Origin of the sequence: Bradyrhizobium sp. 147 (assembly GCF_023073935.1) — a bacterium.
Taxonomy (GTDB): Bacteria; Pseudomonadota; Alphaproteobacteria; order Rhizobiales; family Xanthobacteraceae; genus Bradyrhizobium.
Genome location: NZ_JADPKL010000024.1, coordinates 89,720 through 102,557, shown reverse-complemented (window position 1 = coordinate 102,557; position 12,838 = coordinate 89,720). Strand labels below are relative to the sequence as shown.

General features: G+C 65.4%; 9 protein-coding genes. 2 read left to right on the top strand and 7 right to left on the bottom strand.

Annotation, left to right across the window (positions count from 1 at the left end; genetic code table 11):
- Positions 1–91 precede the first annotated feature (91 nt).
- The 3 genes from IVA87_RS06015 to IVA87_RS06005 form a co-directional block, all read right to left on the bottom strand.
- A complete protein-coding gene (locus IVA87_RS06015; protein WP_247300869.1) occupies positions 92–976 on the bottom strand; it encodes a 4-(cytidine 5'-diphospho)-2-C-methyl-D-erythritol kinase in 885 nt (294 codons plus the stop codon).
- Between the two features lie 86 nt (positions 977–1,062).
- On the bottom strand, positions 1,063–2,859 hold the full coding sequence (locus IVA87_RS06010; protein ID WP_247300870.1) for a tetratricopeptide repeat protein: 1,797 nt from the start codon (positions 2,857–2,859) through the stop codon (positions 1,063–1,065).
- Positions 2,860–3,184: 325 nt separating this feature from the next.
- Positions 3,185–4,846 (bottom strand): electron transfer flavoprotein-ubiquinone oxidoreductase, encoded by a 1,662-nt coding sequence (locus IVA87_RS06005; protein ID WP_247333015.1) that lies wholly within the window; start codon positions 4,844–4,846, stop codon positions 3,185–3,187.
- Between the two features lie 135 nt (positions 4,847–4,981).
- Here IVA87_RS06005 and IVA87_RS06000 point away from each other — a divergent pair, with 135 nt between their 5' ends.
- Positions 4,982–5,797, top strand: a complete 816-nt coding sequence (locus IVA87_RS06000) for a uracil-DNA glycosylase (protein ID WP_247333014.1) — start codon at positions 4,982–4,984, stop codon at positions 5,795–5,797.
- Positions 5,798–5,918: 121 nt separating this feature from the next.
- Here IVA87_RS06000 and IVA87_RS05995 read toward each other — a convergent pair whose 3' ends face one another.
- The 4 genes from IVA87_RS05995 to IVA87_RS05980 form a co-directional block, all read right to left on the bottom strand.
- A complete protein-coding gene (locus IVA87_RS05995) occupies positions 5,919–7,427 on the bottom strand; it encodes a glycosyltransferase family 39 protein (RefSeq protein WP_247300873.1) in 1,509 nt (502 codons plus the stop codon).
- A gap of 141 nt (positions 7,428–7,568) precedes the next feature.
- Positions 7,569–8,480 carry a ribonuclease HII gene (locus IVA87_RS05990; protein ID WP_247333012.1) on the bottom strand — a complete coding sequence of 304 codons (912 nt, stop codon included), beginning with the start codon at positions 8,478–8,480 and terminating at the stop codon, positions 7,569–7,571.
- Positions 8,481–8,557: 77 nt separating this feature from the next.
- Positions 8,558–9,013 (bottom strand): VOC family protein, encoded by a 456-nt coding sequence (locus IVA87_RS05985; RefSeq protein WP_247300875.1) that lies wholly within the window; start codon positions 9,011–9,013, stop codon positions 8,558–8,560.
- Between the two features lie 23 nt (positions 9,014–9,036).
- A complete protein-coding gene (locus IVA87_RS05980; protein ID WP_247300876.1) occupies positions 9,037–10,212 on the bottom strand; it encodes a PA0069 family radical SAM protein in 1,176 nt (391 codons plus the stop codon).
- Between the two features lie 208 nt (positions 10,213–10,420).
- Between IVA87_RS05980 and IVA87_RS05975 the strand changes: the two genes are divergently transcribed.
- On the top strand, positions 10,421–12,835 hold the full coding sequence (locus IVA87_RS05975) for a phosphoketolase family protein (RefSeq protein WP_247333010.1): 2,415 nt from the start codon (positions 10,421–10,423) through the stop codon (positions 12,833–12,835).
- The last annotated feature ends 3 nt before the right edge of the window (positions 12,836–12,838 follow it).

Here is a 12,838-nt window from a genome sequence, read left to right as displayed (position 1 = left end):
CATGAGCGCAGCGACATGCAGGGCGCGGCAAGAAAGAGGCCCGGATCGCCTCGCTCATCCGGGCTGCGCAGCGTCTCCAGGAAAATACTAGCTAGCTCAACGTTCCCGCATGCACCCACCAGCCGGGATGATCGCGCCGGATCTTTTCGGCGGCGGCATAGGCATCGGCCGGCGTGCCATAGATCGCAAAGCACGTCGCCCCGGAGCCGGACATGCGGGCGAGCTTGACGCCGGCAGAGGCACGCAAGGCTTGCAGTACCTTGCCGATCACCGGCTCGATGCGCATCGCGGGCGCTTCGAGGTCGTTGGCGACGGTCTCGAGAACGTTGACCCAGTCAGCGATCGAGGCGCCCTCCTCCGGCCAGGCCGGAGCGCGGATGACGTCGGTGACGCCGACCAGGAGCTCGCCGTTGCGCAGACCCAGCGCCTGGAACACGTCCTTGGTCGCGACCGGCACCCGCGGATTGACCATGACGCAGGGCATGCTCGGCAGCGCGAGCGGCAGCAGTTGCTCGCCGACTCCGGTCATGTCGCAGGCGCGCGAGAGCAGGCACACCGGCACGTCGGCGCCAGTTGCGAGCGCGACCTTCTGGAGACGGGGATCATCGAGCGATAAGTCGTTAAGACGGGCCAAGAGCCGAAGCGCCGCCGCGGCATCCGCCGAGCCACCGCCGATGCCGGCCGCGACGGGGAGCACCTTGTCGAGCACGAAGGCGCCCAGCTTCAGGCCCGGTACGGCCTCGGCCAGAAGCTTGGCCGCCTTGAGCACGAGATTGTCGGCGTTATCGCCGCAGGCTGTGGCCAGCGGTCCGGTGGTGGTGAGCTTCAACTCGCCGCCGGGCTCCAGCGTCAGCCGGTCGGCGCAGTCGGCAAACGCAACCACGCTTTCGAGATCATGATAGCCGTCGGCACGACGGCCGACGACGCGAAGGCTCAGATTGACCTTCGCCCGCCCCTCTTCAATCAACGCCGACATCGGCGACACGCCCCCAGAACCTACGTCTTTCCTTCACATGATCTTGCCGAAAAAGCGCTACACGATTTCCGGATCACGCGCTCAGCTCAGCCGCCCTTGCCGTCATCCTTCTTCTTCTCGGCCTGCGCCGCCGAAGAGTTCGAATTGTCGTCCGGCAGACCGTTGGCGATCTTGGCCTCGATCTTCGGCAGTTCTTCCGGCTCGGGCTTGAGATCGCGCGCATGCGACCACTGGAATTTTGCTTCCAGCGTGCGGCCGACGCGCCAGTAGGCGTCGCCGAGGTGATCGTTGATGGTGGGATCCTCGGGCTTGAGATCGATCGCGCGTTCGAGGTTCTTCACCGCCTCCTCGTAATTGCCGATGCGGTAATAGGCCCAGCCGAGGGAGTCCACGATATAGCCGTCGTCGGGACGCTGCTCGACGGCGCGCTTGATCATCTTCATGCCTTCGTCGAGATTCACGCCCTGGTCGATCCAGGAATAGCCGAGATAGTTGAGGACGTGCGGCTGGTCGGGCTGAAGCTCGAGCGCCTTCTTCATGTCGGCTTCGGCCTTGGCCCACTGCTTGGAGCGCTCCTCGCAGATGCCGCGATAGTAATACCAGACGCTGTTGGCCTTGTCGTTGCCGGGCGGCAGCACCTCGATGCCTTGCGAATAGGTCGCGCCGCAGTCGCCGAACCGCTTGCGGCCGCGCTCGATATTGCCGAGCGCCATGATGGCTTCGAGGTCCTTGGAATCCTCCGACGTGACGCCCTTGAGGATCTTGATCGCCTCATCGGTGCGGTCGGCGGAATCGAGGTCGATGGCGAGCTGGATCTGCGCGTTGCGCTTGAGCGGCGAGGACGAGGGCACGCGCTCATAGACCTTGATCGCCATCTGCGGCCGCTTCACCGATTCATAGAGGTCGGCAAGCGAGAGCAGCGCCAGCGGATGGCTGGGCTGGAGGTAGAGCGAGAGCTGGAGATAGACCAACGCCAGATCCTCGCCGCCGCGGCGGGTCAGCGTGGCGCCGATGCCGTAGAGCGCTTCGGCGGCGCCGGCTTGCGCGGAATCGACGAGCGGCGGCATCTTCTTGCCGGCCTTGGTCTCGCGCAGGCCTTCCAAGATCAGCGGATGACGGGCGAGCTTCTTGTCGAAAGCCTGGTAGACGGTGGTCGCCGCGGCGGAATCCTTGTTGCGCGACAGCCAGCGCGCATAGGCCTCGGTGATGCGCAGCATGGAATCGTCGAGCTTGTAAGCGCGCTCGAAGCGGGTGCCGGCGTCCTTCTCCTTGCCGGAGAGCTCGAGGATCATGCCGGCGTGCAGATCCTTGAACAGCGGATACCATTCCGGACCGGCCAGCTTGTCGATGGCGGCGACACCGCCCTTGGCATCGCCCGCACCATAGGCGGCCCAGCCCGACAACAGCGTGGCGACGAGATCGGTGATCGGGCCGCGGATCGACTGGTTGATGTTGGTTTGCGCCGCCGCGTACTTCTTCAGCTTGAGATCGTGAACGCCGACGACGAGCCGCGCGACGCGGTTGGTCTTGTCGATGGTGAGGATGCGCTCGGCGAGTTTGACCGCCTCGTCGATGTCGCCGTCGGCGACCGAGGAGATGAAGGCACGGTCGAGCAGTTCGTTGTTCTTCGGATCGGTGCGCAGGGCCGAGCGGTAGAACGCCGCGGCCGAGGTCGCGTCGCGCTCGACGCTGGCGTGGCGGGCGGCGAGATAGCTGCCGGCGCCGGTGAGCGACTTCAGATCGTTCCGGGTCGGAAACTGCGCCGCCGTGTTCTCCGGGTGATCCGGCGTCTGCGCTAGGACCGCGCCGGGGACCGCTACGATCGCGGTGCCCATGAAGGCGATGGCGGCAGCAGTCCAGCGGTTGAAACGATTTGAAAACATCAGGGCTCGCCTTGAGTTGGTAGTGCCTGGGTTTGCAGCAGAGGCCATGTCGCATGCGAACGCGGCCGGTGGCATCGGGACCCGGAACCGTCAGGCCGACAATGCCGCTTTTGGCGCCTCGCCGCAAGGATTCGGACCGGGCGATCCCCGCCGCACGTCCCAACGCGGCCAAGTGAATCCGCCACCAGCGCCCCAAGACGCCGCTACTATGGCCTTATCGTGGCCGCCGGCCGCTCCGGCGGCCCCCGGTTTCACGCGAACGTGCGTCACATTGCCGGGGGTCGCGTAACCCCGGCCACATCCGGTCTGGATACGTGATCCCGGCTTACATTGCCTCGTAATTCGGGCCGCCACCGCCCTCCGGGGGAACCCAGGTAATGTTGCCGTTGGGGTCCTTCACGTCGCAGGTTTTGCAGTGGACGCAATTCTGGGCGTTGATCTGGAAACGCGGGCCAGACCCCTCCTCAATCCACTCATAGACGCCGGCCGGGCAATAGCGGCTCGAGGGACCGGCAAACACGTCGTGCTCCGAGGTCTTCTGGAGGTTCATGTCAGCGACCTTGAGATGGATCGGCTGGTCCTCCTCGTGATTGGTGTTGGACAAGAACACCGAGGACAGCTTGTCGAAGGTGATCTTGCCATCCGGCTTCGGATAGTTCTTCGGTGCATGCTGCTTGGCCGGATCGAGCGTGGCGCGGTCATGCTTGAGATGCGATTGCGTGCCGAACAGCGAGGCCCCGAACAGCGTGTTGCACCACATGTCGAAGCCGCCCAGCGCGACGCCGAGCACGGTGCCGAACTTCGACCACAGCGGCTTGACGTTGCGGACCAGGAACAAATCCTTGCCGACCGACGAGGAACGCCAGGCGTTCTCGTATTCCACGAGCTCGTCATTGGCGCGCTCGGCCGCGATCGCCGCGGCGACGTGCTCGGCGGCGAGCATGCCGGTGCCCATCGCATTGTGCACACCCTTGATGCGCGGCACGTTGACGAAACCGGCCGCGCAGCCGATCAGCGCGCCGCCGGGGAAGCTCAGCTTCGGCACCGACTGGTAGCCGCCCTCGGTGATGGCGCGCGCCCCGTAAGCGAGCCGCTTGGCGCCATCGAAAGTGCCGCGGATCGAGGGATGGGTCTTGAAGCGCTGGAATTCGTCGAATGGGGACAGATAGGGATCGTCGTAATTCAGATGTACGACGAAGCCAACGGCGACGAGATTGTCGTCGTAGTGATAGAGGAATGAGCCACCGCCGGTCTTCATATCGAGCGGCCAGCCGAAGGAATGCTGAATCAAGCCCTTCTGGTGCTTGGCGGGATCGATCTGCCAGACCTCCTTGAGCCCGATGCCGAATTTGGGCGGTTCGGCCTTGGCGTCGAGCGCGAATTTGTTGATGAGCTGCTTGGTCAGGCTGCCGCGCGCGCCTTCGGCGAACAGCGTGTACTTGCCGAGCAATTCCATGCCGCGGGTGAAGGAGTCCTTCGGCTTGCCGTCCCGGCCGATGCCCATGTCGCCGGTGGCGATGCCCTTGACCTTGCCCTCCTCGTCATAGAGCACTTCGGCCGCCGCAAAGCCCGGATAGATCTCGACGCCGAGCGCCTCGGCCTTGCGCGCCAGCCAGCGGCAGACATTGCCGAGCGAGCCGATGTAGCAATGATGATTGTCCATCAGCGGCGGCATCATGAAGTTCGGCAGCTTGATCGCGCCGCCGGCCGTCATCCAATAGAAGCGATCGTCCTTCACCTGGGTTTTCAGCGGGCAGTCGGCATCCTCGCGCCAGTCCGGAACGAGCTTGTCGAGCCCGGCCGGGTCGATCACGGCGCCGGAGAGAATGTGCGCGCCGACCTCGGAGCCCTTCTCCACGACGACCACGTTGAGATCGGCGTTGATCTGCTTCAGCCGGATCGCAGCCGACAGGCCCGAGGGGCCGGCGCCGACGATGACGACGTCGAATTCCATGGATTCGCGAGGAGAGAGTTCTTCGGTGCTCATCTGATCTCAGCCCTTGAGACGGTCCTTGGTCGATTGCGCCCTCTTGTTTCCGATTTTTCCGGGTAGGACAACCTCGGAAATACGTTTCGCCGGGGTGCAAGACCGCCCAAGCTGATATAAAAGTCAGACTTTCCCATGATCCCCGAACCCGCACCCACCATCCGCGAGCTTCTCGCCTTCTATCTGGAGGCGGGTGTCGACTGCGCGCTCGCCGAGGAACCGATCGACCGCCTGGCGGAATTAGAAGCCCCGCCACCGGCCCCGCGCGTGGCACCGCCGGTCGAGCCATCGCGGCCCGCCGCCGCGCCGACGCTCATGCGCGGCGAGACAGCCCCTGCGCCCGACGTCGCGATTGCTTCCGCACGCGAGGCCGCGCGCACGGCGCCGACGCTGGATGCACTGCGCGAACTGATGCAGAGCTTCGAGGGCTGCGCGCTGAAGCACACCGCGACGCGGCTGGTGTTCGCCGACGGCAATCCTAAGGCGCGCATCATGTTCGTCGGTGAGGCGCCCGGGCGCGACGAGGACATCGAGGGACTGCCCTTCGTCGGGCGCAGCGGCAAGCTGCTCGATCTCATGATCGGCGCAATCGGGCTCAACCGCACCACCGCCTATATCGCCAACGTCATTCCCTGGCGGCCGCCCGGCAATCGGACGCCGACGCCGCAGGAGACGCAGATCTGTCTGCCCTTCATCCAGCGTCAGATCGAGCTGGTCAATCCGGATGTGCTGGTGACGCTCGGCAATCCCTCGACGCAGACGCTGCTCGGAACGCGCGAAGGCATCATGCGCACCCGGGGCCGCTGGTTCGACTACGACACCGGCCAGCGCACCATCCGTGCGCTGCCGACATTTCACCCGGCGTACCTGCTGCGCTCGCCGTCCTACAAGCGGCTGGCCTGGCAGGATCTGCGCGCGGTTGCGAAGGTGCTGGCGCAAGGCGCGGTGTAACCACACCCACCCGTCATTCCGGGGCTCGCGAAGCGAGAGCCCGGAATCCATCGAGCGGCAGAGTGAGCGGATGAATGGATTCCCGGCTCGCGGCTTCGCCGCGCCCCGGAATGACACTGACCTACGCCCCCTTCGGCCGCACGATGGCCCAGCCGATGCGCAAAAGCTGCTGGCGGCCGGTTACCAGCCATTCGAAGGCGCGCGGGACTTCCGGGACGATGTTGGGAAATCGTTTGAGGATCTCCGGCGGCGGGGTGCCGGCGGTGTCGGAGGCGCGCCAGACCACGACGCCGCCGGTCTCGCTGAACTTGGCCTGATTCATCCACGGCGTGCGCGCAGGATCGGCGTCGATGAAGAGGTGCGGCCGGCCGGAATGCAGCGCGATCAGGCTCGCAAGCTGGGTCTCGCCGGCGACCGCGCGCAGGCGATGATTGGTGCGGCGGGCGAAGCTCTCGTCGAAGAAATCCGAGATCGCGCGCGCCGGCATCGAGGTTGCGATCTCGCCGGTGCCAGTCCAAGGCATGATCAGGACGGCGAGCACGACGCCGATGGCGGGCGCGATGATTGCGGCGGCCCAGACCATGCGCAGCATCCGCGCGCGGCGCATCGCGATGAGATCCCCTGCGGCGACCATCACGGCAAGCCCGGACATGACCAGCATGACACCGGCGCCGCCGACGACGGATTCGAGCCCGAGCAGGCCGGAGATCAGCACCGCGCCGAGTGGCGGCGCCAGCGCGAAGAAATAGACGAAGTTGCTCGCGAGCGGCTCGACCGGCGGGCGATAGATGATCGGCGGCTCCTCGCCCTTGCCGGCGAACATCCCGGTGTTGAGGAAGATCAGCGCCGGAATCGCCGCCGCCCCAAGCACGAGCCCGCCGAGCAGCCAGGCTGCGTGCAGGACGCCGGCGTTGAGCTCCGAAAGTTGCGGCAAGGCCGGCATCGTCAATGTCTCGGCGCGCATCAGCCACATCGCATAGGGCAGCGCCAGCACGGCGACGACGATCAGCGCGAATAGCGGATCGAGCCCGCGCAGCGCCCTGCGGCCGCCCGCGGTCGAAATCGCGAAGACGACGATCAGGAGGAGGAGGAAGATCGCGGCGGGCGTCGTGAGCAACAACAGGCCGGCCTCGATCGACCAGGCGAACCAGGCATTGCTGCGGCGCTGGCCGATGATCTGCCAGGAGTGCAGCAGCAGCAGCGCCCAGAGCGGCCGTGCCAGCACCAAGGGTCCGAAGTCGAGCGCGGACGAGGAGAAGGCCAGCACGGTCATGGTCAGCAGCACGGCCAGCACCGCCTGCTGTGAGCCGACGACGGCACGAGACAGATGAAAGAGCGCGATGAAGGTCGCGATCTCGCAGAGCTCAGCGAGCACATACACGCCGAACATGTGACCGCCGGCGACGCGATAGGCCATGTCGGCGAGCCAGACCGGCAGCGGCGGGCCGAGATCGGTGCCGACCTGGTACTCGCGGCCGAAGGCCAGCAGCGTCGCCAGACTGCCGGGCGGGCTGCGGTAGAACACCAGCGCCACGAACAGCCACATCGCCGCCTGGAGCAGCACGGCGATCCACACGATCAGCCGCGGCCGGGCGCGAATGAGCTCGATGACCAGGGAGGTAAACCGCATGCAACGTCCGAAAGATGCAGCCAACCCGTCCAGCCGGCCCTGTTCGCTCACACCTGTTTTGATAAAGGGCGCTGCGCGTCGTGGCAACCGCCGCAAGTCGTCATGCCGGGCTTGACGGATGGGGGAAGCTGCGGAGGAAACCTAGAGATTCGCAGACGCGTCGATCTCGATTTGGGCTTCCACCTGCACCTCGACCTCCGCGACAGAGAACAGATCCTGCGCCGGCTCGACGGTCCAGGGCATGTGCTTGGCGCGGGCGGCGGCGACGGGGGCGAAGAAGCTGCGGTGGTGGATGGAGGGGCCGAGGCGATCCAGCGCGTCGAGATGCTCGGGGACAGCGTAGCCCTTGTGCTGCTCGAAGCCGTAGCCGGGGCAGTCCTGCGCCAGCGCGCACATCAGCCGGTCCCGCGTCACCTTGGCAACGATGGAGGCGGCCGCGATCGACAGCACGATGCCGTCACCACCGATCACGGCCTCGCAGTCGCATTCCGTATCGAGCCGGTCGCGGCCGTCGACGAAGACGTGGCGCGGCGCCTCGGGCAGCGCCACCACCGCGCGCTTCAGCGCCCATAGCGAAGCACGCAGGATGTTGTCGCGGTCGATCCGCGCGGGCGAAGCCACCGCGACCGAGACCTGCGCGGTGGCGCAGATCTTGTCGAACAGTTTTTCGCGCTCCTCGGCCGTCAGGCGCTTGGAATCATCGATGCCACGGGGAATGCGGTCGGGATCAAGGATCACCGCCGCCGCCACCACGGGGCCGGCGAGCGGTCCGCGACCGGCCTCGTCGCAGCCTGCGACCGGCCAGACGCCGCGCTTGATCAGCGCGCGCTCACGACGGAAGCTCGGCGGGGCCACGGCAATGATGCCTTTCCGGCCGGCGCTTTTGCCGGTTAAAGCCTGAACCTCCGACGCCTTGGTTTCCGACGACTTGGCTTGCGGAGCCTTGGCTTGCGACGCCTTGCCTTCCGACGTGTTGGCAGGCGCAGCTTTCTTCGCACCGTCTTTTTTAGGCGTGTCTTTGGCCGGCTTCTTGGCGGACTTGTCCCGAATCATGGTGGGGATCGTGCGCAAGCGGCTTCGCCAGCGCAACCTGGAACCCGAGACAATTCCCGTTATTCAGGTGGGCCGCCCTATTCCGCCAAATGCACCCGTCGGTCCTCGCCCACCTCGATGCCGGGTGCGATCACGACTTCCCAGGGGTGGCCATCGGGATCGGTGAAATAGCCGGAATAGCCGCCGTAACCGGTCTCGTGCGCCGCTTTCAGCAGCGCTGCACCCTTGTCGACAGCGAAAGCCAGCACCGTATCGACCTCCTCGCGCGTCCGGCAGTTCCAGGCGAGCGTCATCCCACGAAATGCCGGCGGTCTTGGATTGTCCGGCAACCCGGCGTCGGCGGCGAGCTGATCCCAGGGATACAAGGCGAGCACCGGACCACCGGTGTCGTAGAATGCGACCGCCTCACCGGTCGCCTTGAGCAGGCGCGAGAAACCGAGCGCCTCGTAAAAGGCGATGCTGGCGCGGATGTCGCTGACACCGAGCGTGACGACGGTCAGCCGCGGCACCGGCACGGTGGCTTCCTCACTCATGCTACGCCTCGTCCACTTCGCGATCACAACAGGCTGAGCTGATCGCCGTTCCGCTTCGGCCGCGCGAAGTGATCGGTGGTCAGCTTGGAGCGCCGCTTGTTGAGGCCGAGCCGGTCGCAGGCGATCTCGAAGCGACGGCCGATGGTCCAGGCCATCGGGCCGGTCCCCTTCATCCGCTCGCCCCATTTCGCATCGTAGTCGCGGCCGCCGCGCATGTCGCGGATCAGCGTGAAGACGTGGCGGTAGCGGTCTGGATAATTCGCCATCAGCCATTCGCGGAACAGATCGCGGACCTCGAGCGGCAGCCGCAGCAGCACGTAGGAGGCTTCCTTGACGCCGGCATGGGCTGCGGCATCAAGAATGCGCTCGATCTCGGAATCGTTCAGCGCGGGGATCACGGGCGCGACCATCACCGTCGTCGGAATGCCCGCCTCCGAGAGCTGCTTGAGCGCTTCCAGTCGCTTCGGTGGCGTCGCCGCCCGCGGCTCCATGGTGCGCGCGAGCTTCGGATCGAGCGAGGTAACCGAGATCGCGACCTTGGCGAGGTTACGCTTGGCCATCCGCGCGAGAATGTCGATATCGCGCACCACCAGCGCCGATTTGGTGACGATGCCGACGGGATGCCCGGCGCGCTCCAGCACCTCTAGGATGCCTCGCATGATCTTTCGCTCGCGCTCGATCGGCTGATAGGGATCGGTGTTGGTGCCGATCGCGATCATCCGCGGCTCGTAGCCGCTGGCAGCGAGCTCCTTCTCGAGCAGCGCCGGCGCCTCGGGTTTGGCAAACAGTTTTGACTCGAAGTCGAGCCCGGGAGACAGGCCGAGATAGGCGTGCGTCGGCCGCGCGAAGCAATAGACGCAGCCGTGCTCGCAGCCGCGATAGGGATTGATCGAGCGGTCGAAACCGATGTCGGGGGAATCGTTGCGGGTGATCACCTTGCGCGAGGTATCGATCCCGACCGTGGTCTTGAACGGAGGCAGTTCCTCCAGGCTCTGCCAGCCATCGTCGAAGGCGACGCGGGCCTCGGCCTCGTAACGGCCGCTCGCGTTGGACTGGGCGCCCCGCCCTCGCCTGCGTGCGCGGTCGATGGCAACGCCAAGCTCGGGAAAATCGGCAGGAAAATCAGAAGGCGCACCCGCCGGCTCGGAGGGCGCCGTAACCGGCGGGTGCTTGAGGGCACGAGAAGATGCTCGACTCATGAAGCCAACATAGCATGCGCCCGGAACAAATCAAGAACAAGAGCAAAAACGCGAAAACAACCCCATGCACAGTAGCGCTGCCCAAACTTCGGGCGCGCGCCCTTGACCTGACGCAACACCGGCGGGCGGCGATCCCGTTTCATGGCGAAGGGATCAATCGCGCCGGAACAATGTTGGTGACGATCGCTGGGTGAAGGTCGGCAAGAACATGACAAATCAACGACAACTGCGCGCCGCGAGCAGCGAACTCGATCTCCTCGATCGCTACTGGCGTGCCGCCAACTACCTCTCCGTCGGGCAAATTTATCTCCTCGACAATCCGCTGCTGCGCGAGCCGCTGCGACCCGAGCACATCAAGCCGCGCCTGCTCGGCCATTGGGGCACGACGCCCGGCTTGAACTTCATCTATGCCCATCTCAATCGGGTCATCCGTGCGCTCGACCTCAACGTGATCTACGTCTGCGGTCCCGGCCATGGCGGCCCGGGCATGGTTGCAAACACCTATCTGGAAGGCAGCTACAGCGAGATCTATCCCGACATCGCGCGCGATACTGAGGGATTGCGCAAGCTGTTCAGGCAGTTCTCCTTCCCAGGCGGCATTCCGAGCCACGCGGCGCCGGAAACGCCGGGCTCGATCCACGAGGGCGGCGAGCTCGGCTATGCGCTGGTGCACGCCTATGGCGCGGCATTCGACAATCCCGACCTCATCGTCGCCTGCGTCGTCGGCGACGGCGAGGCCGAAACCGGCCCGCTAGCGGCGTCGTGGCACTCGAACAAGTTCTTGAACCCCGCCCATGACGGCGCGGTGCTGCCGATCCTGCACCTCAACGGCTACAAGATCGCCAACCCCACTGTGCTCGGGCGGATGCGCAACGAAGAGATCCGCGAGCTCTTCCGCGGGCTCGGCCATGAGCCGCTGTTCGTCGAAGGCGACGATCCCAAATTGATGCTCCAGGCCATGGCGGATGCGCTAGACGTCGCGCTCGTCAGCATCCGCTCGATCCAGCAGCACGCCCGCGACGGGCGCAAAGGCGTCGAGCGACCGCGCTGGCCGATGATCGTGCTGCGCAGTCCCAAGGGCTGGACCGGCCCGAAGGAGGTTGACGGCAAGAAGGTCGAAGGTTTTTGGCGCGCGCATCAGGTGCCCGTTGCGAGCTGCCGCGAGAATCCGGCGCATCTGAAGGTGCTCGAAGACTGGATGCGCAGCTATGAGCCGGACAAGCTGTTCGACCCCAGCGGAGCGCTGATTCCCGAGCTTCAGGCGCTCGCGCCCGAAGGCCAGCGGCGAATGGGCACCAATCCGCATGCCAATGGCGGGCTGTTGAAGAAGGAGCTGAAGCTGCCGGACTTCCGCAGCTTCGCTGTCGAGGTACCGCAGCCCGGCGGTGTCGTGGCGGAAGCCACACGCGAGCTCGGCAAATTTCTGCGCGACGTCGTTCGCCTGAACGCCGAGGCGCGCAATTTCCGCATCATGGGCCCGGACGAGACGGCATCAAACCGGTTAGACGCGGTGTTCGAGGCAACCGAACGCGTCTGGATGGAGCCAACCGAACCTTACGACGTGCATCTCGCGCAGGACGGCCGCGTGATGGAGGTCCTGAGCGAGCATCTCTGTCAAGGCTGGCTCGAAGGCTATCTGCTCACCGGCAGGCACGGCTTCTTCTCCTGCTACGAGGCCTTCATCCACATCGTCGATTCCATGTTCAACCAGCACGCCAAATGGCTGAAGGTGACGCGCGATCTGCCATGGCGCCGCCCGATCGCCTCGCTCAACTATCTCTTGACCTCGCATGTCTGGCGCCAGGATCACAACGGCTTTAGCCATCAGGATCCTGGTTTCGTCGATCTCGTCGCCAACAAGAAGGCTGACATCGTCCGCATCTATTTCCCGCCTGATACCAACACGCTGTTGTGGATCGTCGATCATTGCCTGCGCACCTACAACCGCATCAACGTCATTGTCGCGGGCAAGCAGCCGGCGCCGCAATGGCTGTCGATGCAGGAGGCGGCTACGCATTGCGACGCCGGCATCGGCATCTGGAGCTGGGCGGGCACGGAGGAGGCAAACGCAGAGCCCGACGTCGTGATGGCCTGCGCGGGCGACGTGCCGACACTGGAGACGCTCGCCGCCGTCGACCTGCTGCGCAAGGCGCTGCCCGAGTTGAAGATCCGCGTCGTCAACGTCGTCGACCTCATGACGCTGCAACCTCGGGCGCAGCATCCGCACGGCCTCTCCGACCGCGACTTCGACAGCCTGTTCACATCGGACAAGCCGGTGATCTTCGCCTATCACGGCTATCCTTATCTCATTCACCGGCTGACTTATAACCGCACCAATCATACCGGCATGCATGTGCGCGGATTTGCCGAGGAAGGCACCACGACGACGCCGTTCGACATGGTCGTGCTCAACGGGCTCGACCGCTACCATCTCGCGATCGAGGCGATCGAGCGCGTGCCGGGGCTTGCGACCAGGGCTGCGCAGGTCAAGCAACAGTTCCGCGACAAGCTGATCGAACATTCCCGCTACGTCCGCGAGCATGGCGAGGACATGCCTGAGGTCCGCGACTGGGTCTGGCCGAACAGCGCCGGCGGCAACACGCCAGCCGAAGCCGGCGACTGAAGC